General features: G+C 59.7%; 21 protein-coding genes and 1 tRNA gene. 16 read left to right on the top strand and 6 right to left on the bottom strand.

What is annotated here, in order from left to right; all coding sequences use genetic code 11:
• Positions 1-217 precede the first annotated feature (217 nt).
• The 7 genes from PGR6_RS11255 (at position 218) to PGR6_RS11225 (ending at position 7,866) form a co-directional block, all read left to right on the top strand.
• Positions 218-823, top strand: coding sequence for a helix-turn-helix domain-containing protein (locus tag PGR6_RS11255; protein WP_105341121.1), 606 nt, complete (start codon positions 218-220; stop codon positions 821-823).
• A 241-nt stretch (positions 824-1,064) separates the two neighbouring features.
• The gene (purU, locus tag PGR6_RS11250) at positions 1,065-1,931 is read left to right on the top strand and encodes a formyltetrahydrofolate deformylase (protein ID WP_064617107.1); all 867 of its coding nucleotides are present in this window, start codon (positions 1,065-1,067) and stop codon (positions 1,929-1,931) included.
• The gene (folD, locus tag PGR6_RS11245; protein WP_064617106.1) at positions 1,928-2,833 is read left to right on the top strand and encodes a bifunctional methylenetetrahydrofolate dehydrogenase/methenyltetrahydrofolate cyclohydrolase FolD; all 906 of its coding nucleotides are present in this window, start codon (positions 1,928-1,930) and stop codon (positions 2,831-2,833) included. Before purU ends, folD begins: the two co-directional genes overlap by 4 nt.
• Positions 2,815-4,056, top strand: a complete 1,242-nt coding sequence (locus tag PGR6_RS11240) for an FAD-dependent oxidoreductase (RefSeq protein WP_064617105.1) — start codon at positions 2,815-2,817, stop codon at positions 4,054-4,056. Before folD ends, PGR6_RS11240 begins: the two co-directional genes overlap by 19 nt.
• A gap of 13 nt (positions 4,057-4,069) precedes the next feature.
• A complete protein-coding gene (locus PGR6_RS11235; RefSeq protein WP_064617104.1) occupies positions 4,070-4,372 on the top strand; it encodes a sarcosine oxidase subunit delta in 303 nt (100 codons plus the stop codon).
• Positions 4,369-7,266 (top strand): 2Fe-2S iron-sulfur cluster-binding protein, encoded by a 2,898-nt coding sequence (locus PGR6_RS11230; RefSeq protein WP_064617103.1) that lies wholly within the window; start codon positions 4,369-4,371, stop codon positions 7,264-7,266. The genes PGR6_RS11235 and PGR6_RS11230 overlap by 4 nt, the downstream gene beginning before the upstream one ends.
• A 3-nt stretch (positions 7,267-7,269) precedes the next feature.
• The gene (locus PGR6_RS11225; protein ID WP_018927678.1) at positions 7,270-7,866 is read left to right on the top strand and encodes a sarcosine oxidase subunit gamma; all 597 of its coding nucleotides are present in this window, start codon (positions 7,270-7,272) and stop codon (positions 7,864-7,866) included.
• 366 nt (positions 7,867-8,232) lie between these two features.
• On the opposite strand, the gene PGR6_RS11220 is transcribed toward PGR6_RS11225, so the two are convergent.
• The 6 genes from PGR6_RS11220 to PGR6_RS11195 form a co-directional block, all read right to left on the bottom strand.
• A tRNA-Gly gene (locus PGR6_RS11220) sits at positions 8,233-8,308 on the bottom strand.
• A 63-nt stretch (positions 8,309-8,371) separates the two neighbouring features.
• Positions 8,372-8,932, bottom strand: a complete 561-nt coding sequence (pgsA, locus tag PGR6_RS11215; protein ID WP_007933765.1) for a CDP-diacylglycerol--glycerol-3-phosphate 3-phosphatidyltransferase — start codon at positions 8,930-8,932, stop codon at positions 8,372-8,374.
• Positions 8,933-8,965: 33 nt separating this feature from the next.
• A complete protein-coding gene (gene uvrC / locus PGR6_RS11210; RefSeq protein ID WP_007933764.1) occupies positions 8,966-10,789 on the bottom strand; it encodes an excinuclease ABC subunit UvrC in 1,824 nt (607 codons plus the stop codon).
• Between the two features lie 2 nt (positions 10,790-10,791).
• Positions 10,792-11,433 carry a response regulator transcription factor GacA gene (gacA, locus tag PGR6_RS11205; protein WP_082157786.1) on the bottom strand — a complete coding sequence of 214 codons (642 nt, stop codon included), beginning with the start codon at positions 11,431-11,433 and terminating at the stop codon, positions 10,792-10,794.
• Between the two features lie 127 nt (positions 11,434-11,560).
• Complete coding sequence (locus tag PGR6_RS11200) at positions 11,561-12,004, bottom strand: GNAT family N-acetyltransferase (RefSeq protein WP_018927675.1); 444 nt, start codon at positions 12,002-12,004, stop codon at positions 11,561-11,563.
• Positions 12,005-12,763: a carbon-nitrogen hydrolase family protein gene (locus PGR6_RS11195; protein ID WP_064617102.1), complete on the bottom strand. Its 759-nt coding sequence runs from the start codon at positions 12,761-12,763 to the stop codon at positions 12,005-12,007.
• Positions 12,764-13,408: 645 nt separating this feature from the next.
• Between PGR6_RS11195 and PGR6_RS11190 the strand changes: the two genes are divergently transcribed.
• The 9 genes from PGR6_RS11190 to PGR6_RS11150 all read left to right on the top strand — a co-directional run bounded on the left by PGR6_RS11190 (position 13,409) and on the right by PGR6_RS11150 (position 24,854).
• Positions 13,409-14,488: a 3-deoxy-7-phosphoheptulonate synthase gene (locus tag PGR6_RS11190; RefSeq protein WP_064617101.1), complete on the top strand. Its 1,080-nt coding sequence runs from the start codon at positions 13,409-13,411 to the stop codon at positions 14,486-14,488.
• Between the two features lie 285 nt (positions 14,489-14,773).
• The gene (locus tag PGR6_RS11185; protein WP_018927672.1) at positions 14,774-15,655 is read left to right on the top strand and encodes an esterase/lipase family protein; all 882 of its coding nucleotides are present in this window, start codon (positions 14,774-14,776) and stop codon (positions 15,653-15,655) included.
• 95 nt (positions 15,656-15,750) lie between these two features.
• On the top strand, positions 15,751-16,032 hold the full coding sequence (locus PGR6_RS11180; RefSeq protein WP_007933754.1) for a peptidylprolyl isomerase: 282 nt from the start codon (positions 15,751-15,753) through the stop codon (positions 16,030-16,032).
• A gap of 135 nt (positions 16,033-16,167) precedes the next feature.
• A complete protein-coding gene (locus tag PGR6_RS11175) occupies positions 16,168-18,036 on the top strand; it encodes an extracellular solute-binding protein (protein ID WP_064617100.1) in 1,869 nt (622 codons plus the stop codon).
• Positions 18,036-19,097, top strand: a complete 1,062-nt coding sequence (locus PGR6_RS11170; protein WP_064617099.1) for a microcin C ABC transporter permease YejB — start codon at positions 18,036-18,038, stop codon at positions 19,095-19,097. Before PGR6_RS11175 ends, PGR6_RS11170 begins: the two co-directional genes overlap by 1 nt.
• A complete protein-coding gene (locus tag PGR6_RS11165) occupies positions 19,097-20,119 on the top strand; it encodes an ABC transporter permease (protein ID WP_018927669.1) in 1,023 nt (340 codons plus the stop codon). The genes PGR6_RS11170 and PGR6_RS11165 overlap by 1 nt, the downstream gene beginning before the upstream one ends.
• 14 nt (positions 20,120-20,133) lie before the next feature.
• Entirely contained in the window at positions 20,134-21,714 is a 1,581-nt protein-coding gene (locus PGR6_RS11160; protein WP_064617098.1) for an ABC transporter ATP-binding protein, read from the top strand.
• A gap of 44 nt (positions 21,715-21,758) precedes the next feature.
• Entirely contained in the window at positions 21,759-23,174 is a 1,416-nt protein-coding gene (locus PGR6_RS11155; RefSeq protein WP_064617097.1) for a sigma-54 interaction domain-containing protein, read from the top strand.
• Positions 23,175-23,462: 288 nt separating this feature from the next.
• Positions 23,463-24,854 carry a GntP family permease gene (locus PGR6_RS11150; protein WP_064617096.1) on the top strand — a complete coding sequence of 464 codons (1,392 nt, stop codon included), beginning with the start codon at positions 23,463-23,465 and terminating at the stop codon, positions 24,852-24,854.
• Positions 24,855-24,861: the final 7 nt, after the last annotated feature.

Genomic DNA, 24,861 nt, shown 5'->3' with positions numbered 1-24,861 from the left:
TCCTAAAAAGAAAGTTAGTTTCCCACTAGGAATGCAAGGCCCTTGCCAGATTCGCGAGTGAAGCGTTGATTCGCCGAGAAAAGCGCTTTTGTGCTGTATATATGGGAAAATTCTTTTCCCAGTGGGAATACCGCCCAATGGATGCGAGCTGAGCGCCGCGATTTGCACTTTCTCAGTGCGAAACTAATATTACCGAACGGAAAGTGTGCAGGATCTGATGACTATGCCGACCGAAACCGCCCCGCGCCTCAAGCTTGAGCAATACCTGGGTTTGCAGATCAAGCGCCAACGCCAGGCGCAGGATCTGAAGCTGTCCGACGTGGCCAAGATTGCCGATATCAGCCAGGGCATGTTGAGCAAGATCGAAAACGCCCAGGTGTCCACCAGCCTCGATACCCTGAGCCGTCTGTGCGACGTGCTGGGCCTGCCGTTGTCGAAATTGTTCAGCGAATACGACCAGCAAGATGGCAGCGCGTTGTTGGTCAAGGCTGATCAGGGGATGGAAGTGGTTCGGCGAGGGACCGAGAAAGGTCACACCTACCATCTGCTCAATCACACCCGTGGGCCGAAGAAGAGTTTCGAGGCGTACATGGTGAGCATGGATGACGCGAGTGAAGAGTTTCCGACCTTCTCCCACCCGGGCACCGAATTCCTGCACTTGCTGGAAGGCGAACTGATTTATCGCCACGGCAATCAGCTGTACCGCATGGAAGCCGGCGACAGCCTGACCTTCGAAGGGGAAATTCCCCATGGCCCCGAGCAACTGGTGCAGGTGCCGATCCGTATGCTGTCGATCATGAATTACGGCAACGACAAAGAGTAACGCCCCCCTCTCCCTCGCTTTTCAGATGCCTTGGGGTCGGCTCATGCCGACCTCACGCTTTTTCCTGCCAGTTAAAAAACTTTCACAAAAGATCTGGACGCCACGCGGCCATTCCCCTATAAAGCCACCAACAGGAATATATTATTCCCCACAAGAAAATGCGCTCATGGATGAGCCTGCTGTCCGCTGATGATTTTTTTCGCTATGCGATGAGCTGCCGCCATCATCCCGAGGACGTGTCATGCAACACGAAAAAAACCATTTCATTATCAAGATCACCTGTCCCGCGGTGTCTGGCATTGTCGCTGCCGTCACCACCTACCTGGCGGACAACGGTTGCTACATCGGGGAGATGGCGCAATTCGACGACGACTTCAGCGGCCGTTTTTTCATGCGCGCGGTGTTCCGTTTCAACGACGGCCACCAGGGCGATATTCAGCAGATCAAGGACGGTTTCGCCGACGTCGCCCAAGCGTTCGACATGACCTGGGAATTGCACGATACCCGTGAACCGATGCGCGTACTGCTGATGGTCAGCAAGTTCGACCACTGCCTGACCGACCTGCTCTACCGCTACCACAAGGGCGAGATGGACATGACCATCACCGCCATCGTCTCCAACCACCTCGACCTGCGGCCCATGGCCGAACGCGAGGGCATTCGCTTCATCTACCTGCCAGTCACCAAAGACACTAAGGTGCAACAAGAAGCCGAGTTGATGAAGATCGTCGACGACACTCGCACCGAACTGGTGGTGCTGGCGCGCTACATGCAAATCCTCTCCGACGATTTGTGCAAGCAACTCTCGGGCCGGGCGATCAACATCCACCATTCGTTCCTGCCCGGGTTCAAAGGCGCGAAGCCCTATCACCAGGCCTACCAGCGTGGTGTGAAACTGATCGGCGCCACGGCGCATTACGTCACCAGCGACCTCGACGAGGGGCCGATCATCGAGCAGGAAGTGCAGCGCGTTGATCACGTCTATCTGCCCGACGATTTGGTGGCTACCGGGCGTGACACCGAAACCGTGGCCCTGTCCAAAGCGGTCAAGTACCACCTGGAACACCGGGTTTTCCTCAACCAGGACAGAACGGTGATCTTCCGGTGAACGCGCCCCGACTGATTGACGGCAAAGCCGCCGCCGCCCGTGTGTTGGCACAGGTCCGCGAGGACGTGGACAGCCTGCGCGAGCAAGACATTCAACCGGCACTGGCCGTAATTCTGGTGGGCAGCGACCCGGCCAGCCAGGTCTACGTGCGCAACAAAATCCTGCGCACCGAAGAGGTCGGTATCCGCTCCGTGGAGTACCGGTTGTCTACGGACACCAGCACCGAACAGCTACTCAATTTGATTGCCTGCCTGAATGCCGACCACTCGATCAACGGCATTCTCTTGCAACTGCCGTTACCGGCGCATATCGACGAATTACGTGCACTGGAGGCCATCGACCCGGACAAGGACGTCGACGGTTTTCATAGCCAGAACGTCGGCGGACTCAGCCAGGGTCGCACCGTGCTTGCGCCCTGCACCCCCAGCGGCTGCCTGTATTTGCTGGAGCAAACCTGCGGCGACCTGCGCGGCAAGCATGCGGTGGTGGTCGGTCGCTCGAACATCGTCGGCAAGCCCATGGCCGCGCTGCTGCTCAAGGCTGACTGCTCGGTGACTGTGCTGCATTCGCGCAGTCGCGATGCGCAAGCCCTGTGCCGTCAGGCCGACATCGTCATTGCCGCCGTGGGTCGGCCGCGGCTGATCGATGCCGGCTGGCTCAAGCCCGGCGCGGTGGTGATCGACGTCGGCATCAATCGCATCGACGACGATGGTCGCAGCCGTCTGGTGGGCGACGTCGACTTCGACAGTGCTCTGCCCCACGTCGCGGCGATCACCCCGGTACCCGGTGGTGTCGGCCCGATGACCATCGCCTTTCTGATGAAAAACACCGTCAGCGCAGCCGTTGCGCAACACCAGGCCCTACGCAGCCAATCGGAGGCCCTATGCCATTCAATCTATTGAAGTACGGGCTGAGTTCGGAGTACCCGGTGGAAGTGGATTTGCCGCCACCGAAGGAACTCAAGCCGAGCTATGACGTGGTGATCATCGGTGCTGGCGGCCACGGCCTGTCCACCGCTTATTACCTGGCCAAGTACCACGGCATCACCAACATCGCGGTGCTGGAAAAGTCCTATCTGGGCGGCGGCAACACGGCTCGCAACACTGCAGTGATCCGCTCCAACTACCTGACCAGTGAGGGCGTACGCTTTTATGCCGAGTCGGTGCGAATGTTTCAGGGGCTGTCCAACGAGTTCGATTTCAACATCATGTACTCCGAGCGCGGCCAACTGACCCTGGCCCACACCGATGCCACGGTGCGTTCGTTCCGTCAGCGCGCCGAGGTCAACAAACACTTCGGCGGCCGTACCGAGATGATCGACCGCCAGCAGATCCGCGAGCTGGTGCCCAGTCTCAACCTCGATCCCGGCCACTTGCCGGTGCTCGCCGGGCTCTGGCACATCGACGGCGCCACCGCACGCCACGACGCCGTGGCCTGGGGGTACGCCAAACAGGCGGCCAAGCGCGGGGTGGAAATCCATCAGCTCACCGAAGTCCAGGACCTGATCATCGAGAACGGCGCGATCACCGCCGTCAAAACCAACCGCGGCACGATCAGATGTGGTTGCGCGGTGCAGGCGATTGCCGGACACAGTTCCTTGCTGATGGCCAAGGCCGGAATTCGTTCGCCGATCCAGACCTTCCCGCTGCAAGCGATGGTCACGCAGCCGTTCAAGCCGTTTCTCGACCCGCTGGTGAGTTCCTCCGCCCTACACTGCTACGTGCAGCAAACCAGTCGTGGCGAAGTGGTGTTCGGCGGCGGCTCCGATCCCTATCCATTGTTCAACACCCGGTCGACCCTTGACCTCAAGGAAAGCTTGCTGGCCCACGCCATCGAGATGTTCCCGTTCCTGGCCAACGCCAAGCTGATGCGCCAATGGGCCGGAATTACTGACATGACCCCGGATTACAGCCCGATCATGGGCCTGTCGCCGGTGAAGAATTACTACCTCGACGCTGGCTGGGGCACCTGGGGCTTCAAAGCTACGCCGATCTGCGGCAAGACCATGGCCGAGTTGGTCGCCAGCGGCGGCAAGGTGCCGGAGTTGATCAAGCCCTTTGGTCTCGAACGCTTTTCGACCTTCCAGCAAGTCAACGAAATGGGCGCCACGGCGGCCAGCCACTGACGGAGAGCAGACAATGAAAATCATGATTTGCCCGCTCAATGGGCCGCGCAATATCAGCGAGTTCACCTATGGCGGTGAGTTCAAGCCAATGCCCGACCCAGTTAATTGCAGCGATGCCGAATGGGCCGACTACGTGTTCAACACCGACAACCTCGCCGGCGTGGTGCGCGAATGGTGGATGCATACACCGTCCAGCTACTGGTTTCTGGCAGAACGTCACACCGTCAGCGATGAAATCCTGCACACCTTCGACCCTAAAGAACTGTTCAGCACCCGTGTCGAGTTCAGCGCAATTGCCAAGGAGATCGCAGGATGAACCGCCTACCCGCCCCCATGGGCCTGCTGATTAACCGCGATCAGCCGCTGGATTTCAGTTTCGACGGCGACCGTTATCAGGGCTTGCAAGGCGACAGCATCGCCAGCGCCTTGTTGGCCAACGGACGCTTCCTGATTTCCCGTTCGTTCAAATACCATCGCCCGCGTGGCCCGCTGACCATGGCCGGCCAAGACGCCAACAGTCTGGTGCAACTGCCCGAAGAACCTAACGTCCTGGCCGATGCACACGCTTTGTCCGCCGGCTTGCAAGTCACGGCGCAGAACGTCAATGGCTCGCTGGACAATGACCGCGATGCTTACCTGGGCAAGTTTTCCAAATTCATGCCAGTGGGGTTCTACTACCGTTCGTTCTACAAACCCAAAGGCATGTGGAAGGTCTGGGAACCGATCATTCGCAAGAAGGCCGGCCTCGGCGTGCTCGACCTGACCTTCCAGCCCGAGTATTACGACAAAGCATATCTGTTCACCGATCTGGCGGTGATCGGCGCAGGACCCGCCGGCCTGTACGCGGCCCTCACTGCAGCGAATGCCGGAGCCAAGGTTCTACTCATCGAGCAGCAGCCAATTCTCGGCGGCTCGCTGACCTATGCCCGCTTCGATATCGAAGGTAAAAGAGCAGAAAACCTACGCCGCGAATTGCTCGCTGCGGTGCAACAGCACGCCAACATCCAGATACTCACAGAAGCTACCTGCAACGCCTGGTTCACCGACAACTACCTGCCGGTGATTCAGGGCAAGCGCCTGTACAAGGTGCGTGCCCGCCAGTGCCTGGTGTGCAGCGGCTCTTTCGACCAACCGGTGATCTTTCGCAACAACGACCTGCCGGGCGTGATGCTGACCAGCGCCGCGCAACGGCTGATGAAGCTGTATGCGGTCAAACCCGGCAAACGCGCCGTGGTGCTGACGGGTAACGATGATGGTTATCTCGCCGCCCTCGATCTGCATGATCAAGGCGTGGAAGTGGCCGCTCTGGTGGACCTCCGTACAGGACCCGGCGACGCAGCCCTGTCCGAAGCGTTGGCCAAGCGCAAAATTCGTTGTTTGAGCAACAGTACGGTATACGAAGCCCTGTACGAAAAAGGCATGCGCCATGTCACTGGCGTCGACGTGCGCAAGATCACCGCACAGGGTCAGGTCGCCGACAGTGGGCACCACCTGGATTGCGATTTGCTGTGCATGTCAGCCGGTTACATGCCGGTCTATCAACTGCTGTGTCAGGCCGGCGGCAAACTGGCCTATGACGACCAGCGTGCGGAGTTCACTCTCAATGGCCTGCCACAGAACCTCGCTGTTGCCGGTTCGGTCAATGGTCGCCACCAACTGGACAACGTGATCGCCGACGGCGTGAATGCCGGTACTGACGCCGCCCTCGCCCTCGGCCTGACAGTCGGCGCGCAACGCGCGCCGTTCAGCGGCGAAGCTCGGGTCAACTTCAACTGGCCGATTTTCCCTCATCCCAAGGGCAAGGATTTCGTCGACTTTGACGAGGATCTGCAAGTGGCCGACATCGTCAACGCAACGAAAATCGGCTACCGCGACGTGCAACTGGTCAAGCGCTACTCCACCGTAGGCATGGGCCCGTCCCAGGGACGACATTCGGCACTGCCGACTGCGCGTCTGGTGGCTTGGGCGACCCAGCGCAACATCAGCGAAACCGGGGTGACCACCGCTCGGCCGCCCTTTGTTGCCGAGAAACTGGCACATGTTGCCGGTCGCGCTTTTGATCCCTATCGGCAAACACCGATGCATGCGCGCCATTTGCAAGCCGGCGCGAAGATGATGCCCGCGGGCATCTGGCAACGTCCGGCGTATTACGGAAGCGCCAAGGATCGCGACGCGTGCATGCAGGCCGAAGCCCTGCACGTACGCAACAAGGTCGGCCTCATCGATGTCTCGACTCTGGGCGGTCTAGACGTGCGTGGCCCGGACGCCGCTGAACTGCTCAACCGCATGTACACCTTTGCGTTCCTCAAGCAGCCAGTCGGCCGTTCCCGCTACGCGCTGATGACCAACGAGCATGGCGTGGTGATCGACGACGGCGTCTGCGCGCGGTTTGCAGAGAACCATTTCTACGTCACCGCCACCACCAGCGGTGTCGACCGGATCTATCAGCAGATGCTCAAGTGGAATGCGCAATGGCGCCTTGACGTGGACGTTGCCAACGTCACCGCGGCTATCTGCGCGGTCAACGTCGCCGGCCCCGACTCGCGCAAGGTACTGGAACAGGTCTGCAGCGACCTGGACCTGAGTGCCGAAGCGTTCCCTTATCTGGGAGTGCGCCAGGGCACGGTGGCAGGCATCAAGGCTCGGTTGCTGCGGGTCGGTTTTGTCGGCGAACTGGGCTATGAAATCCACGTCCCGGCGCGCCACGGACTCAAGCTCTGGGACGCGCTGATGGAGGCCGGCAAGGTGCATGACATCCGCCCGTTCGGCGTGGAAACCCAACGCCTGCTACGTCTGGAAAAAGGCCATGTGATCATCAGTCAGGACACTGACGGCATGACCCACCCCGCGGAAATCGACATGGGCTGGGCGGTCAGTCGCACCAAACCATTCTTCGTCGGTCGCCGCTCGGTGGACATCCTCGAAGCCCAGCCGCTGAAACGCAAACTGGTCGGTTTCACCTTGCCCAAGGGCAGCCCACAACCACTGGAAGGCCATCTGGTGCTCAACGACCCGGACATCAGCGGCAACGTCACCTCCTGCGAATATTCCGCCTCTCTGGGCAAGATCATCGGCCTGGCCTACGCCGGCATCGACCAGAGCACGCCTGGGCAACGGATTCCGATCCGCGTCGAAGGCGGCATCGTGGTCCAGGCCGAAGTGGTGAAATTGCCTTTCTTCGATCCCGATAATCAACGCCAGGAACTTTGAGTCATGACCAGTCTGAGAGAACAACCTAGCGTCAGTCAGCAAACCCTGGCGCCTTCGCCGGAGTACTGCCTGGTGGACCTGACCGACCTGCCTCGGGTCGGCTTTCGCGGCGCACACAGTGCCGAGTACTTGCGCAACCGTGGCTTCGTCCTGCCGGACGCGCCCAACCGCGCCGTGGCCCAGGCCGATGGCAGCCTAGTTGCGCGACTGTCGCAGACCGAGTACTTACTGCTGGGCAGTCCAGAAGATCAGGGCGAACGGATGGCCGATGAAGAAGCCCGCTGGGAACTCGATCATCAGGCCAATTACCTGCTGCCGCGTCAGGACAGTCATGCCTGGTTTCAGCTGACAGGGGAATGTCCGAGCGAGGTGATGGCCAAGCTCTGTGGCGCTGACTTGAGTCCCCAGACATTCGGTCCGGGGACGGTGGCACAGACGTCGGCGGCGCGCATCAACGTGATCGTGATCAACGCCGGTACCGCGCATCAGGCGAGTTTGCACATCCTTTGTGATCGGGCGTCGAAAGCGTATTTTCGGGGGGCGTTGGAGGATGCAATGCAGGAGTATTCAGGTCTGGCTACGGCTGTGACAACGCGCTGACTCTGCCGCCCTACTGGTCATGCATGCTGAGACAAAATTCCGTTCTAAGCATGTATGGGCAGATGCCAACAGTGATGACAATGCCGCTTGTACACGCTGCACCGGCGATTAACAACGCCCCAATAATTTAGCTTTTCAGTGTAGCGAATTCGCTTCTGTGAACGCACGATAAATGAGCAACGTAGTACTGACGCTTCAGCTAGGATTTCGATGTACGTTTTAACGTACAAAAAAAGCGTGGCTGATAATGGTCTTCAGCAGAACTCGCTGGAACGAAAAAAGAGGCAAAAGCCTCTTTTTTCAATGCTGACAACAAAATACCGCGCAAAAAAAAACGCCACTCAATGAGTGGCGTTTTTCTGTATTTGGAGCGGGAAACGAGACTCGAACTCGCGACCCCGACCTTGGCAAGGTCGTGCTCTACCAACTGAGCTATTCCCGCGTCTTGGTGAGGCGCATTCTATAGAATCCAGATGCCCCGTCAACCCCTTGATTCAAAAAAGTTTTATTTCTTTTCCACATCCGTCTTCAGATGCGGCCAGGCGGCCCGCAAGTACTGGACCATGGACCACAAGGTCAGGCCAGCGGACACCATCAGCAAAGCGTAGCCCATCAGGACCCAGAAGCTGAAGTCCGACGGATTGGCCAGCAGGATCACCAGCGCCAGCATTTGCGCGGCGGTTTTCCATTTGCCCAGGTTCGATACCGCCACATGGGCACGGGCGCCGAGTTCGGCCATCCACTCGCGCAGTGCCGATACGACGATTTCGCGACCGATGATGACGGCGGCCGGCAGTGTGAGCCACAGGTTGCCGTGTTCTTGCACCAGCAGCACCAGCGCAACGGCGACCATCAGCTTGTCCGCAACAGGATCGAGGAAAGCCCCGAACGGTGTGCTTTGTTCCAGACGTCGGGCCAGATACCCGTCCAGCCAGTCGGTCGCGGCGGCAAAGGCAAAAACCGAAGCCGACGCCAGATAGCTCCAGTGGTAAGGCAAGTAAAACAGCAAAATGAAGATCGGGATGAGCAGGACGCGTAGAACGGTAATCAGATTAGGGATATTCATCGACACAACTGGCTACGAGGTGAGTTGGGCATTCTACTCGCTGTGCAGATTTGCATAAATCAACTCTGCGAGCTTTTTACTGATCCCGGGTGCTTTGGCGATCTCTTCGATGCTGGCACGAGACAGCTCCTGCAATCCACCAAAATGTTTCAACAAATCCCGTCGACGTGTCGGTCCGACACCGGCAACCCCCTCAAGCGTCGAGGTGCGGCGGGTTTTACCGCGCCGTGCACGGTGCCCGGTGATGGCGAAACGGTGGGCTTCGTCGCGGATCTGCTGGATCAAATGCAGCGCGGGGGAATCACCGCGCAAGGTGAATTCATGGGCCGCATCGTTGAGGTACAAGGTTTCGAAACCGGCCTTGCGCGTCGCCCCCTTGGCCACGCCCAGCAGAATCAGGTCGGGCACGGCCAGCTCATTGAGCACGTCACGGGCCATCGACAGCTGACCTTTACCGCCGTCGACCAGCAGAATGTCCGGCAGTTTGCCCTCTCCGTCCTTCAACTTGCTGAAGCGTCGGGTCAGGGCCTGGTGCATCGCGGCATAGTCGTCGCCTGGCGTGACGCCTTCGATGTTGTAGCGGCGGTAGTCGGACTTGATCGGGCCTTCCGGGCCGAACACCACGCACGACGCCACGGTGGCCTCGCCACTGGAATGACTGATGTCGTAGCACTCGAGACGTTGCGGCGGCTCGTCCAGGCTCAGCACTTCGGCCAGGGCATCGAAACGTGCCGCGACGTGTTGCCGGTTCGCCAGACGTGCACCCAGCGCCTGCTCGGCATTGGTGACCGCCAATTGCTGCCAGCGCGCTCGGGTGCCCCGTACACGATGACTGATGGTCAGTTCACGACCGCGCAGCTCTTCAATGGCCGCAATCAGGGTCGGAAAGTCTTCGTGAACCACGTTGACGATTAGCTCGCTCGGCAAGTCGCGTTCGGGGCTGCTGATGAAGTACTGGCCGAGAAACGCCGCCATGACTTCGGAAACGTCTTCTTCAATACCCACCTGCGGGAAGAAGTTCTTGCTCCCCAACACCCGACCGCCGCGTACGCTGATCAAGTGCACACAGGCGCCACCCGGATTGACGAACGCTGCGATCACATCGACATCGCCCGTCCCGCCTTCCATGCTCTGCTGGTCCTGGACCCGGCGCAGCAATGAGATCTGGTCGCGCAATTCGGCGGCACGTTCGAACTCCAGATTGACCGCCGCTTCCTCCATGGCCGCGGACAACTCGTCCGCCAACGCGTTGCTGCGCCCTTCAAGAAACATCACCGAGTGGCGAACATCTTCGGCATACACTTCGGGCTCGACCAGGCCGACACACGGCGCCTTGCAGCGCTTGATCTGGTATTGCAGGCAAGGTCGCGTGCGGTTCTTGTAATAGCTGTCTTCGCACTGACGTACAAAAAAAGCCTTTTGCAGCAGGCTCAGGCTTTCGCGGATCGCTCCTGCGCTGGGGTAAGGGCCGAAATACTTGCCCTTGGCCTTTTTCGCTCCGCGATGGATGCTCAAACGCGGGAACTGGCCATCCGAGAGAAAGACATAAGGGTAGGACTTATCGTCGCGCAGCAGGATGTTGTACGGCGGGCGCCATTCCTTGATCAGCGTCTGCTCGAGTAGCAAGGCCTCTGTTTCGTTGGCCGTGATGGTGGTTTCGACCTGAGCGATACGGCCTACCAGCGCGGCGGTCTTGGGGGCCAGACCGGTTTTGCGGAAGTAACTCGCCAAACGTTTCTTGAGATTCTTGGCTTTGCCGACATAAAGCAGACGGGCATCGCTGTCGAACATGCGATAGACACCCGGCCGCCCACTGACCGTCGACAGAAAAGCACTTGGATCGAAGGTTTCAGTCATTTTCAGAGGCTGGCATCAACCATGCCGTGACGAACCGCCAACAGCGTCAACTCGACATCGCTGCTGATCGAAAGCTTTTCGAAAATACGGTAACGGTAGGTATTCACTGTTTTTGGCGACAGGCACAGTTTGTCGGAGATGATCTGCACCTTCTGACAGCCGACAATCATCAACGCAATCTGGATTTCCCGCTCAGACAAGGCGTCGAACGGCGAATCGTTGGTTGGCTGGAACGATTTGATCGCCAGTTGCTGGGCAATTTGCGGGCTGATATAGCGCTGCCCGGCAAACACCAGGCGAATGGCCTGGACCATTTCCGGCAGTCCGGCGCCCTTGGTCAGGTAGCCCGCGGCACCTGCCTGTAACAGGCGGGTAGGAAACGGATCTTCTTCGCACACGGTGACCGCGACGACTTTGATGTCGGGATGACTGCGCAATAATTTGCGCGTGGCTTCAAGACCGCCGATCCCGGGCATCTTGACGTCCATCAGCACCACATCGGGTTTCAACTCACGCGCTTTGAGCAGGGATTCCTCTCCCGACTCGGCCTGACCGACTACTTGCAGGCCATCGATGTCAGCCAGCATTCGTGTAATGCCTGTACGAACGAGATCATGGTCATCGACTACTAGCCCCCTAATCAAGCAGACACCTCGCGATTTGGTCTTATTGGGTTGCCGGACACCTTAGCAAAAAGCGACTGGCAGACCTAGCGGAAAGCAGCATATAAAAAGTGTCAATTCTTCTGGCGAGGCTTGCTGGCAGTGTGTTTCAGCGATGCAGTCCATTGATATCACGCTGCATTCTCAGGAAACACTGGTCCTTGCCGACCACCTTCAGTCCTTTTCTCTCGTAAAGTATTTTTGCCGGATTATTTTCAAATACGGTCAGACGCAATGCCGGGCGCCGTTCCTTGCAGGCCATGGCGAATACCTGATCGATCACCCAGGAGCCAGCACCCTGCCCCCGGTACGCTTCAAGTAAATGCAATTCGCGGATATACAAGGCGCTGGCGTCACGGCTCAGGCTGACATACCCCATCAGTGTGTCATCACGCACAATCAGCCAGTTTTCGCGTCCCTCCCAAGCAACATCGAAAGCCTCATCCAGCCACAACAGTTCATGTTGAATGTAGTAGCGCAGCATATTTCGACAAGTCAGGTCACGCGCGAAGTCCAGGTCACGAGACGTTGCCGGGCGCAATTCGAACCCCATTCAAGCCTCCGCGACAGTCACGATTTGCCCCTTCCAGCCGTCAGCATTGCGACGAGCAACCACCATGAGATTCCCCGTCCCCGGTGCCGCCGCAACCAACGAGCCGTCCGCCGCCCAGATTGCACTACGCCCTGCCGACTCCCAGCCACCCGTTGCGCCACCATGGTTGGCCATCAGTACCGCCATCGAGTGGGTGCGGGCATAACCTTGCAACAGTGCGGTATCTGGAGCGTAGCCGCTTTCTGTAATCAACACGCCCGCGGCATAAAGATCAGCGCCCTGCCGTGCCGCGGCGGCTGCATGACTGGCGTGAGAAAAATCGGCGCATATCGCCAACGCGACGGTGTCGGTACCGATCTTCAACGTCGAACCGCCTGTTCCCGGGGCAAATGCCACCTCCTCCCCTGGGTGCAAATGCTGCTTGCTGTAGATCTCGAGCGAACCATCGGCCCCCAATACCAGGGCACCGATCAACACCGGCGAATCGTCCGACAGACGAATCGGCATCCCGACGACACTGATCACACCGACTTCCCGCGCGAAATCGCGTAGAGGTTGCAGCACTCTGGCGTCTGGCGCGATGGCAAGCTCCGCTGCCAGACCGCGCTCGTAGCCGGTCAGCGACAGTTCTGGAAACACCAGCAATTGCACGCCCCGCTCCGCGGCAACCTGCATGAAGCGCAGGTGCCGGGCAATATTGGCGGCAAGATCACCGGCGACGGAGATCGATTGTGCGGCGGCGATGGTCAGTGTCGTCATGGTTCGTCCTTGTGACGTTGATGGTTTGGACGCCGGTTACACGCCGCCCGTTGCGTAAATTGTGTCACAACCCGCGACGTACCCAACCGATAGAAACGTCCCGTGATGCCCGATAGCATTTTCTGATTGAATCCGCGTACCGGCCTCTAGTAAGCTCGGCTCACTCATCGGAGACAGACCATGTTCAACGCCCTCTCACCGCTTCGTACCGCCAGCGCCCCGCGCTCGGTTGCGGCTGCCCGGGCGAATGACGTTTGTGCTTCGGTCAGCTTTTATTTTGGGTATTGGTTTAGCCACTGGCGCGCCTGATACCCACACGGCGCCCACTTTAAACGGGTCGCCACCAGAGAATTCTCAACCCCCGGTCGGCCTCCCGACCGGGGGTTTTGTTTTTTCAGCCCTGAACATTTTTTGCGTTACACCAGACAACTTGAGGATTTACGACATGAATTACGCCACTCATTACCGTTACGACACTTTTACCGCCTGGCGATTTACCAGCTTCCGCTCGGGACAGCCTGCCGCCTCCGATCGGTCACCCACAGGTGGCAAGCACACACACGCAGCCAATCCGGCCAATTGTCGAACACCCCACTAGGGCCGAGCGCGCGGGACGACCCCGCCGCCAGCCCAGGAAGCCCGAATATGAACTCGTCCGTCTCTGCTCTGCCGCTGTCCACCTTGAGCCCTGCCAATGAAGCGCTGACCTTGCGTCTGCCCAGCTCATTGCAACTCAAACAGCAACTGCCACTCAGCAATGCCCTGACCCAACAAGTCGCCGCCCACCGCCAGGCCGTCCGCGCGATCCTCAACGGTGAAGACTCCCGTCTGCTGGTGATCGTCGGTCCCTGCTCGATTCACGACCCACGTTCTGCCCTCGAATACGCCGCCAACCTGGCCCGTCTGTCTGCACAAGTCGGCGACGAGATGCTGCTGGTGATGCGCGCCTACGTCGAAAAACCCCGCACCACGGTCGGCTGGAAAGGCCTGGCCTACGACCCGCACCTGGATGGCAGCGATGACATGGCGGGCGGTTTGACCCTGTCCCGCGAATTGATGCGCGAAATGCTCCAACTGGGCCTGCCCGTTGCCACCGAGCTGCTGCAACCGATGGCCGCCGGTTACTTTGACGACCTGCTGAGCTGGGTCGCGATCGGCGCCCGCACCACCGAATCGCAGATCCATCGGGAAATGGCCAGTGGCCTGAGCATGCCGGTAGGGTTCAAGAACGGCACCGATGGTGGTGTGGCTGTCGCCAGCGACGCCATGCGCTCGGCCGCTCATCCGCACCGCCATTTCGGTGTCGACAGCCAGGGCCATCCTGCGATTATCCAGACACCGGGCAACCCCGACACTCACCTGGTATTGCGCGGTGGCCATCGCGGGCCGAACTACGACCGCGACAGCATTGCCAAAGTGCACAGCGACTTGACCAGACTCAAGATTCCGGCGCGGATCATGGTCGACTGCAGCCACGCCAACAGCGGTAAAGATCCGTTACGTCAGCCCGCCGTGTTCAACGACGTGCTGGAACAACGCCTGCAAGGTGATCGCTCGCTGGTCGGCATGATGATTGAGAGTCATCTGTTCGAAGGCTGCCAACCGTTGAGCCCTTCGTTGCGGTACGGGGTGTCGGTAACGGACGGCTGCCTTGGCTGGACCGGTACGGAACAATTGTTGTTGCAGGGCGCCGAGCGACTTCGTGCACAACGAAGCACTCAGTAGCCAAAGTAAGCGGTGGCACCGAGATCCGCGATGCAGGGCGATCGGGTCGGTTTACACGGAAAAATGACCTACCAGCGGTAGGTCATTGAAAGAAATATCTCGGCCATCGTTAAAAAGATGTCCGGATATTCCGACCAAGACCTCACGCTCATTCGAGTTTTCGTACGATTTCTATTCCGTTTTCATCAGGTTACAGCGGCTTTTTCATACATCGCCGAGCGGTGGGTGTGCTTTAGAGTGCCCCCTTGAGCACACACCTGACCTACTCCGAAAAAGGAAATGTACATGCTACGGAATGCAACCACTGACTATCCGATCCTGCTGGTCCACGGGCTCTTCGGCTTTGATCGCATCGGCAAACTCGAACTGTTCCATGACGTCAAACAGGCCCTGAGAAGCGCCGGTGCGAGGGTTTTCATCCCGCACCTGTCGGCGACCCACAGCAATGAAACCCGTGGCGAACAGTTGCTGGTGCAGATCGAACGGGTACTGCAAGGAACCGGTGCAAGCAAAGTCAACCTGATTGGTCACAGCCAGGGCGCACTGGCTGCACGATATGCGGGGGCGCTGGCGCCACAGATGGTCGCTTCGGTGACATCGGTCAGCGGCCCGAACCACGGCTCGGAACTGGCCGACTTCCTGCGCAAGGCGCTGACGCCCGGGCGCCTGCCGGAACAGGTCGCCGGAGCGGTGGCCACCCTGTTCGCCGACTTCCTGTCGTTGCTCAGCGGCAACCGGCACCTGCCGCAGAACGCCATCGCCGCACTCAACGCGCTGACCACCGAAGGTGTCGGCGCATTCAACGACAAGTACCCTCAAGGGTTGCCGAAAACCTGGGGCGGCAAGGGTCGCGAACTGGTGAATGGCGTACGCTACTACTCCTGGAGCGGCACCCTGCAGGGAAACATCCTCGACGAAGGGCTCTATGCGCTCAACCCGCTGCACGGGTTCCTGCGGGCCTTCTCCCACTACTTCACCACCGAAGCCGAGCAGAATGACGGCATGGTCGGCCGGTTCAGCTCCCATCTGGGTAAAGTGATCCGTTCCGACTATCCGCTGGATCATCTGGACAGCCTCAGCCAGACCACAGGTCAAGTCCGCAAGGGCATCGACCCCATTGACCTGTATGTGCAGCATGCCGAACGCTTAAGAAATGCCGGGCTTTAGACAATGCCTTAAGCTGGACGGCATTTTGAGAAGAAATAGCCCTCTGAATCCGGTAGGCTCCGCACTTTACTGAACATTGAATGGAGTATTTTCCCATGGCCAAAGCCACCGCCCGCCACATCCTGGTTTCCAGCGAAGCCAAGTGCAACGAACTCAAGGCCCAGATCGAAGCCGGCGCCGATTTCGCCGAAGTCGCCAAAGCCAACTCCAGCTGCCCATCGAGCCGCCAGGGCGGTGACCTGGGTTCGTTCGGTCCAGGCCAGATGGTCAAGGAATTCGACACCGTGGTTTTCAGCGCGCCAATCAACGTGGTGCAAGGCCCGGTCAAGACCCAGTTCGGTTACCACCTGCTGGAAGTGACCAGCCGTCAGGACTGATCAACCCCTGAGTTTTCTCCACAACGGCCCGCCTTTTGGTGGGCCGTTGTGTTTTCGTTACGTGATACGGCTGGCGAGGGACGCGCCGCTAGCGTACAAATTGTGCTTATCGATCACCCGGCTCTAAGGCTGACAATGCGACTGGCTTTCCCCACTTTACTGTTCACTGCCGTGGCCCTGCTGTTGGGCGCCGCCGGTGTGAGCGCTGCACCGCAACAGGCGTTGACCGTGTACGGTGAACCGGCGAAGTATCCCGCCGATTTCAGTCATTTCGACTACACCAACCCGCAAGCGCCCAAGGGCGGCACGATGCGTCGCTCGGCGCTGGAAATCGGTCATTTCGACCACATCCTGCCGTACATCGACAAAGGGATTGGCGTCACACAAGTCGATGGCTTGATCTACTCGCCCCTGGCCGTGCGTTCACTGGACGAACCCTACACCGTGTACGGCCTGGTGGCGCAGCAGATGGAGCGTTCCGACGATGGACTGTCCCTGCGTTTCTACCTGAACCCGAAGGCCCGTTTCGCCGATGGCAAGCCGATCACCGCCGAAGACGTGCGCTACACTTTCGACCTGCTGATGACCCAGGGCAGCCTGCGCTATCGCACGCAATTCGCCGACGTCAAAGGCGTCGAAGTGGAATCGCCGCGAACCATTCGGTTCGACTTCAAGAGCAACGAAAACCGCACCCTGCCCCTCGACATCGCCACTTTGCCGGTGCTTCCCGAACACTGGTGGAAAACCCGCGACTTCGCCAACGGTGGCGGTTACGAGCCGCCGCTGGGCAGCGGGCCGTACCGCGTGAGCAAGGTCGACTCCGGGCGCAGCATCACCTTCGAGCGTAACGCCGACTGGTGGGCCAGGGATTTACCGGTCAGTCGCGGCCTCTACAACTTCGATCATTTCAGCATCGAGTACTTCGGCGACACCGACGTCGCCCGTCAGGTCCTGCGTGGCGGCGCCTACGACTACAACCGCGAATTCTCCGCCACCGCCTACTCCATCGGCTACGAGAGCCCGGCCTTGCGCGACGGTCGTCTGCAAAAAGCCCACCTGGCAACGCAGGCACCACAACCGTCCCAGGGTTTTGTATTTAACTTGCAAAACCCGATGTTCCAGGACCGCCGCGTGCGCCAGGCGCTGGCCATGCTTTGGGACTTCGAGTGGAGCAACCGGCAGATGATGCGCGACCTGTACATCCGCCAGCAGAGCTTCTTTTCCAACACCGACCTCGCCGCCCGACAACTGCCCGACGCGGGTGAGCGGGCGATTCTCGAACCGCTGCGCGGGCAGATCCCCGACGAAGTCTTCACTCAGGTCTTCGAAGCACCGAAAACCGATGGCAGCGGCGTGATTCGCGACAAGCAATTGCAAGCCCTGGACCTGCTCGAACAGGCCGGCTGGAAACCCGATGGCGATCAACTGGTCAACGCCGAAGGCCAACCGCTGAGCTTCACCTTCCTGATCAGCCAGAACGGCATGGACCGATTGCTGCTGCCTTACAAGCGCACCCTGAAACAAATCGGCATCGACCTGAACATTCGGCGCATCGACGCCTCCCAGTACGTCAACCGCCTGATGTCCCGGGACTACGACATGATCGTCACCGGCTACCCGGTCACCAACTCGCCGGGTAACGAGCTGTACAACTACTTTGGCTCGGCGGCGGCCAGCGATCCGGGCTCCAACAACTACATGGTGCTGAAGAACCCGGCGGTCGATACGTTGATCAACGGCCTGGTCCGCGCCAACACCCAGGCCGACATGCTGCGCTACGCCCATGCCCTGGACCGTGTCCTGCAATGGAACTTCTATTGGATTCCCAACTATTACCCGCCCGGCAGTTCGACCGTGTGGTGGAACCGCTTCGGCATTCCCTCTGTACAAGCAAGCAATGACGAAGCCATCGAGAGTTGGTGGGAAGTCAGCTCCACACCCCTGACCAACGAACAGATGACCGCCGAACTCATCAAGCGCGGCAAATCCGGAGGGTCGCACTGATGTGGGCTTACGTACTGCGGCGCTTGCTGCTGATCATCCCGACTTTAGTGATCATTCTTCTGGTCAACTTCGCCATCGTCCAGGCCGCGCCCGGTGGCCCGGTGGAACAGGCCATCGCACACCTGCAAGGCATCGGTGGCGCAAGTATCGGCGGCGGTTCCAGTGAGACCATGCACGGCAGCTCTCGGGCCAGCCGCGGGCTCGATCCGCAGCTGATCAAGGAGATCGAAAAGCAATACGGCTTCGACAAGCCGGCGCCGGAACGCTTGTGGCTGATGCTCAAGAGCTACGCCCACCTCGACTTCGGCAAGAGCTTTTTTCGCGGTGCCACGGTCACCGACCTGATCCTGGATAAAATGCCGGTGACCATTTCCCTCGGGCTCTGGGCGACGTTGATCACTTATCTGGTGTCGATTCCGCTGGGCATCCGCAAGGCCGTGCACCACGGCAGCCATTTCGATATCTGGAGCAGCACCGCGATCATCATCGGTTACGCGATGCCGGCGTTCCTGTTCGCGATGTTCCTGATCGTGGTCTTCGCCGGTGGCACCTCGCTGAACTGGTTTCCGGTGCGCGGCCTGGTCTCGGACAACTTCGATTCGCTGTCGACGGTGGGCAAGATCGCCGATTACTTCTGGCACCTGGTGCTGCCAGTAACGGCGCTGGTGGTCGGCGGCTTTGCGACCCTGACCATCCTCACCAAAAATTCCTTCCTCAATGAAATCACCCGCCAGTACGTGGTCACCGCCCGGGCCAAGGGCTTGAGCGAACGCCAGGTGCTTTACGGCCATGTGTTTCGCAACGCCATGCTGCTGGTGGTCTCGGGAATTCCCCAGGCCTTTATCAGCGTTTTCTTCGCCGGCTCGCTGCTGATCGAAGTGATTTTCTCCCTCGATGGCCTGGGTCGCATGAGTTACGAAGCGGCGGTATCGCGGGACTATCCGGTGGTATTCGGTTCGCTGTTCATCTTCACCTTGTTCGGCCTGCTGATAAAAATCATCGGTGACCTGTGCTACACCCTGGTCGATCCGCGTATCGACTTCGCCGCGAGGAACGCCTGATGTTCAAACTCTCGCCGCTGGGCCGTCGCCGTTTTGAACGCTTCAAGAAAAACCGCCGGGGCTGGTGGTCGTTGTGGTTGTTTGTCGGTTTGTTCCTGCTGACCCTGGGCGGCGAACTGATCGCCAATGACCAACCGCTGGTGCTCAGTTATCAGGGCTCGCTGTACTTCCCGGCGTTCAAACACCACACCGAGCAAGAATTCGGCGGCCAGTTGCCGTTTCAGGCCGATTTCCGCAGCGATTACGTGCAGAAGCTGATTCACAAGGGCGACGGCTGGATGCTGTTTGCGCCGATCCCGTTCAGCGACGACACGCCCAATTACGATCTCAATCAACCGGCGCCGAGTCCGCCGTCGAAGGTCAACTGGCTGGGCACCGACGATCAGGCCCGGGACGTGCTGGCGCGAGTGATTTTCGGGGCACGGGTGTCGATCCTGTTTGCGCTGATGCTGACGTTTATCAGCGCCTTGATCGGTATCGCCGCCGGTGCATTGCAGGGCTATTACGGCGGCTGGGTCGACCTGCTTGGTCAGCGCTTGCAGGAAGTCTGGTCGGGGCTGCCCGTGCTGTACCTGCTGATCATTCTGTCGGGTTTCGTCGAGCCGAATTTCTGGTGGCTGTTGGGGATCATGGCGTTGTTTTCCTGGCTGGCCCTGGTGGATGTGGTGCGCGCCGAGTTCCTGCGCGGGCGTAACCTGGAATACGTCAAAGCCGCCCGTGCGTTGGGCCTGACCGACCGCAAGGTGATCGTGCGACACATTCTGCCCAACGCAATGAACGCCACCCTGAGTTATCTGCCGTTCATCCTGACCGGGGCGATTTCCACCCTCACGGCGCTGGATTTCCTCGGTTTCGGCATGCCAGCCGGCAGTGCGTCCCTGGGCGAATTGATTGGCCAAGGCAAACAGAACCTGCAAGCGCCGTGGCTGGGGCTGACGGCGTTTTTCACCCTGGCGCTGATTCTTTCTTTGCTGGTATTCATTGGCGAGGCGTTGCGTGATGCCTTTGACCCTCGTTCTTGAAGCGGACTGGTGACATGACTGACAACCTGATCGAAATCCGTGACCTCAATGTAGCCTTCAGTGGCCAGACCGTGGTGCGCAACCTGTGCCTGGACATCCACCCCGGCGAATGCCTGGCGCTGGTCGGCGAGTCCGGATCCGGCAAGTCGGTGACCGCCCACTCGATCCTGCAACTGCTGCCCGAAAACGGTACGCAAACCACCGGCAGCATTCGCTATCGCGGCCAGGAATTGATCGGCGCCGACGCTAACGTCTTGCGCGAACTGCGCGGTAACCGGATCGCGATCATATTCCAGGAGCCGATGACCTCCCTCAATCCGCTGCACAGCATCGAGAAACAGATCGGCGAAACCCTGCTGCTGCACAAAGGGCTGGGTGGCAAAGCGGCGCAAGCGCGGATTCTCGAATTACTGCAACTGGTGGGCATCCAGAAGCCCGAAGAGCGGCTCAAGGCCTACCCTCATCAACTGTCCGGCGGCCAGCGACAACGGGTGATGATCGCCATGGCCCTGGCCTGCGAACCGGAATTGCTGATCGCCGACGAGCCGACCACCGCGCTGGATGTGACGGTGCAGCGCAAGATCCTGCGGCTGCTCAAATCCCTGCAACAGCAGCTTGGCATGTCGCTGCTGCTGATCAGCCACGACCTCAATCTGGTGCGCAGCATGGCCCAGCGGGTGTGCGTGATGCACGCTGGGGAAATCGTCGAGCAGGCACCTTGCGAAACGCTGTTCACCGAGCCAAAACACCCTTACAGCTGTGTGCTGCTGAACGCCGAGCCGGAAGGTGAAGCCCTGCCCCGGGACGAGCGTGAAAACGTGCTGGAAGTGGAGAATCTGCAAGTGCAGTTCACCCTCGGTGGCGGGCTGTTCCAGCGTAAGACGTACCTGCGCGCAGTGGACGGCATCAGCCTGAACGTTCAGCGCGGCAAGACCCTGGGCATCGTCGGTGAGTCCGGTTCAGGCAAGTCCACGCTCGGTCAGGCGATCCTGCGCTTGCTTGATTCCGAAGGCAGCATTCGCTTTCAGGGGCAGGCGTTGGATGGCCTGACGCAAAAGCAACTGCGGCCATGGCGCAAGAAGATGCAGGTGGTATTCCAGGATCCTTTTGGCAGCCTCAGCCCGCGAATGTCCGTGGCGCAGATCATCAGTGAAGGCCTTGAGGTCCATAGCCAGTCCACCCCTGCCCAATGCGAAGCCCAGGTCATCCGGGTGCTGGAAGAAGTCGGCCTCGATCCGCAAAGCCGTCATCGCTACCCGCACGAATTTTCCGGCGGGCAGCGCCAACGCATTGCCATTGCCCGCGCGCTGGTGCTCAAACCGGCGTTGATCCTGCTCGACGAACCGACCTCGGCCCTCGATCGCACGGTGCAAAAACAAGTGGTCGCCCTGCTCCGCCAGCTTCAGGAGAAATATGGCCTGACCTACCTGTTCATCAGCCACGACCTGGCGGTGGTGCGTGCCCTGGCCCACGACATGATCGTGATCAAGGACGGCAAAGTGGTGGAAAGCGGCGCTAGCCACACGGTGTTCGAATCACCGCAGCACCCATACACCAAAGAGCTGTTGGCGGCGGCGCATCCGGGGTTGGCATAATCCCTGCGATCTTTTGATCTTGATTTCCAAAAATGGACACTCCGATGAACACCACCGAAAGCCTCAAGGACTACCAGCGCGTTCGCACCCTGGCGATCCGCTCGCTGTTCGAGATCATCGAGCAATCGAGCGAAGGCACGGTGATTGTCGACCGCGATGCGAACATTGTCTGGATGAACGAGCGCTATGCCCGGCGATTCGGCCTGGAGTCGGCCGCAGGCGCCATCGGCAGGGCCTGTGAAAGCGTGATCCCCGGCAGCCTGTTGCGCGAGGTGGTGCGTACCGGACGGCCGATCCTGCTGGACATGCAAGACACCCCCAAGGAACCGCTGGTGGTGATGCGCCTGCCGATTCACGACGATGCCGGCGCGGTGATCGGCGCCATCGGTTTTGCCCTGTTCGACGAATTGCGCAGCCTGTCGCCAATGCTCAAGCGCTACCTGAGCATGCAGGAAGAACTGGCGTCCACCCGCTCGCTGCTGCGGGCGCGACAGACCAAGTACAACTTCGCGCACTTCATCGGCACCAGCGCCGCCAGCCTCGAAGTCAAACGCCGCGCCCGACGCAGCGCCAGTGCAGAGTCGCCGGTGTTGTTGCTCGGTGAAACCGGCACCGGCAAGGAACTGCTGGCCCAGGCGATCCACGGCGCATCACCCCGGGCGCATAAAGCCTTCGTCAGCATCAACAGCGCAGCGATTCCCGAGTCGCTGCTGGAAGCCGAGTTCTTCGGCACCGCGCCCGGCGCGTTCACCGGCGCCGATCGCAAGGGCCGCGCCGGCAAGTTGCAAATCGCCCAGGGCGGCACGCTGTTTCTCGACGAAATCGGCGACATGCCGCTGCCGCTGCAAAGCAAGTTGCTGCGGGTGTTGCAGGAGAAGGAATTCGAACCGGTGGGCTCCAACGAGGTGATTCAGAGTGATGTGCGAGTGATCGCCGCCACCTCCACTGACCTGGTAGCAGCGATCAAACGCGGCGAGTTTCGCGCCGATCTGTATTACCGCCTCAATGTGCTGCCGATCCAGGTCCCGCCCCTGCGTGATCGCCTCGACGACCTTCCGGCCCTCAGTGAAGCGATCCTTGAGGAACTGCGCAGCCAGCACGAATTGAACCGCGAAGCCCTGGATTTGTTGGGGCAACACGCCTGGCCGGGGAACATTCGTGAACTGCGCAACGTGCTGGAGCGGGCGGCGTTGCTCAGTGATGACTTGATGCTGAACGCGGCGGATATCCGCGCGGCGATTGGCAGCTTTACCCCGGTGGAGCGTGCGGCGCCTCTGCCCATTGAGCCGATTACCCATGAAACCTTCAGTGAGGCTCGCGAACGGTTTGATCGGCAGTTGATTGAATCGACCCTCGCGCAATGCGGTGGGAAGGTGATCGAAGCGGCGGCGCGGTTGGGGCTGGGGCGGTCGACGTTGTACAAGAAGATGGCTGCGCTGGGGATTGCCGAGTCTCTATAAAGAGACATGCATCTCTATTGGTAGATAGGGCCTCTTCGCGGGCAAGCCTCGCTCCTACAGGTCGTGCAATTTCGTAGATAACCACACTCCCGTAGGAGCGAGGCTTGCCCGCGAAAGCGTCAGCACAATCGCCAAAAATCTCAATACAGAGACAAAAATCACCAAAACCACTTCCACAAACAAATAATCCCCTTATATTTCAACAACTTATATATCTGGCACGAAACCCGCTATAGCCCTCCCACCAAGCTTCACCCTACAAAAATAACAATCCAGGAGAGACACACCATGAGTGTGATCATTGCCTTGGCAGCCCTCGCGCTGCTGATGGTGGCTGCTTACCGTGGCTACAGCGTTATCCTCTTTGCCCCGATCGCCGCCCTCGGCGCCGTCCTGTTCACCGACCCTTCCGCCATAGCCCCCGTCTTCACCGGGGTGTTCATGGAAAAGATGGTCGGCTTCGTCAAACTGTATTTCCCGGTGTTCCTGCTCGGCGCGGTGTTCGGCAAGCTGATCGAGTTGTCGGGATTCTCCCGCTCCATCGTCGCGGCGGCGATTCGCTTGCTCGGCACCCGTCAGGCGATGCTGGTGATCGTGCTGGTCTGCGCCCTGCTCACGTACGGCGGTGTGTCGCTGTTTGTGGTGGTGTTTGCGGTGTACCCGTTTGCCGCCGAGATGTTCCGCCAGAGCAATATTCCCAAACGCCTGATCCCGGCGACCATCGCCCTCGGCGCGTTCTCGTTCACCATGGACGCCCTGCCTGGCACGCCGCAGATCCAGAACATCATCCCCAGCACCTTCTTCAACACCACCGCCTGGGCGGCGCCGTGGCTGGGTGTGATCGGCACGATTTTCGTGTTCAGTGCCGGCATGCTGTTTCTGCAGCACCAGCGCAACAAGGCCCAGCGCACGGGTGAAGGTTACGGTTCAGAACTGCGCAACGAGCCGGAAACCGCGCCGGACATCCAACTGCCCAACCCGTGGATCGCGCTGTCGCCGCTGTTGATGGTGGGCCTGATGAACCTGCTGTTCACCCGTTGGATTCCTGTGTGGTACGGCAAGACCCACAGCCTCTCGCTGCCGGGCATGGCAGTTCCGGTGACCACCGACATCGCCAAGCTGACGGCGATCTGGGCGGTCCAGGCAGCCTTGCTGGTGGGCATCGTCATGGTGCTGGTGTTCGGTTTTCAGGCTATTCGCGGCCGGTTGGCCGAAGGCAGTAAAAGTGCGGTCAGCGGCGCATTGCTGGCAGCGATGAATACTGCATCGGAATACGGTTTCGGGGCGGTGATCGCCTCGTTGCCAGGTTTTCTGGTGCTGGCCGACTGGCTCAAGAGCATTCCCAACCCGTTGGTCAATGAAGCGATCACTGTGACCTTGCTGGCCGGCATCACCGGCTCGGCGTCAGGCGGGATGAGCATCGCTTTGGCGGCGATGTCCGAGAGTTTCATCAGCGCTGCCCACGCCGCCAATATTCCCCTGGAAGTGCTGCACCGGGTCGCCGCGATGGCCAGTGGCGGCATGGACACCCTGCCGCACAACGGCGCGGTGATTACCTTGCTGGCGGTCACCGGGTTGACCCACCGCGAGGCCTACAAAGACATTTTCTGTATTACGCTGATCAAGACACTCGCTGTTTTTGTGGTGATCGGTACTTTCTACGCCACTGGCATTGTGTGAGGTATTC

Source organism: Pseudomonas sp. GR 6-02, assembly GCF_001655615.1.
Taxonomy (GTDB): Bacteria; Pseudomonadota; Gammaproteobacteria; order Pseudomonadales; family Pseudomonadaceae; genus Aquipseudomonas.
Note: the sequence above shows the minus strand (reverse complement) of the source record. Positions and strands in the feature narration are given on the sequence as shown.

Coding starts and splice junctions, on each gene's coding strand:
- PGR6_RS11255 (WP_105341121.1), top strand. CDS start 218: ATGACTATGCCGACCGAAACCGCCCCGCGCCTCAAGCTTGAGCAATAC.
- purU (WP_064617107.1), top strand. CDS start 1,065: ATGCAACACGAAAAAAACCATTTCATTATCAAGATCACCTGTCCCGCG.
- PGR6_RS11240 (WP_064617105.1), top strand. CDS start 2,815: ATGCCATTCAATCTATTGAAGTACGGGCTGAGTTCGGAGTACCCGGTG.
- PGR6_RS11235 (WP_064617104.1), top strand. CDS start 4,070: ATGAAAATCATGATTTGCCCGCTCAATGGGCCGCGCAATATCAGCGAG.
- PGR6_RS11230 (WP_064617103.1), top strand. CDS start 4,369: ATGAACCGCCTACCCGCCCCCATGGGCCTGCTGATTAACCGCGATCAG.
- PGR6_RS11225 (WP_018927678.1), top strand. CDS start 7,270: ATGACCAGTCTGAGAGAACAACCTAGCGTCAGTCAGCAAACCCTGGCG.
- pgsA (WP_007933765.1), bottom strand. CDS start 8,932: ATGAATATCCCTAATCTGATTACCGTTCTACGCGTCCTGCTCATCCCG.
- uvrC (WP_007933764.1), bottom strand. CDS start 10,789: ATGACTGAAACCTTCGATCCAAGTGCTTTTCTGTCGACGGTCAGTGGG.
- PGR6_RS11200 (WP_018927675.1), bottom strand. CDS start 12,004: ATGGGGTTCGAATTGCGCCCGGCAACGTCTCGTGACCTGGACTTCGCG.
- PGR6_RS11195 (WP_064617102.1), bottom strand. CDS start 12,763: ATGACGACACTGACCATCGCCGCCGCACAATCGATCTCCGTCGCCGGT.
- PGR6_RS11190 (WP_064617101.1), top strand. CDS start 13,409: ATGAACTCGTCCGTCTCTGCTCTGCCGCTGTCCACCTTGAGCCCTGCC.
- PGR6_RS11185 (WP_018927672.1), top strand. CDS start 14,774: ATGCTACGGAATGCAACCACTGACTATCCGATCCTGCTGGTCCACGGG.
- PGR6_RS11180 (WP_007933754.1), top strand. CDS start 15,751: ATGGCCAAAGCCACCGCCCGCCACATCCTGGTTTCCAGCGAAGCCAAG.
- PGR6_RS11175 (WP_064617100.1), top strand. CDS start 16,168: ATGCGACTGGCTTTCCCCACTTTACTGTTCACTGCCGTGGCCCTGCTG.
- PGR6_RS11170 (WP_064617099.1), top strand. CDS start 18,036: ATGTGGGCTTACGTACTGCGGCGCTTGCTGCTGATCATCCCGACTTTA.
- PGR6_RS11165 (WP_018927669.1), top strand. CDS start 19,097: ATGTTCAAACTCTCGCCGCTGGGCCGTCGCCGTTTTGAACGCTTCAAG.
- PGR6_RS11160 (WP_064617098.1), top strand. CDS start 20,134: ATGACTGACAACCTGATCGAAATCCGTGACCTCAATGTAGCCTTCAGT.
- PGR6_RS11155 (WP_064617097.1), top strand. CDS start 21,759: ATGAACACCACCGAAAGCCTCAAGGACTACCAGCGCGTTCGCACCCTG.
- PGR6_RS11150 (WP_064617096.1), top strand. CDS start 23,463: ATGAGTGTGATCATTGCCTTGGCAGCCCTCGCGCTGCTGATGGTGGCT.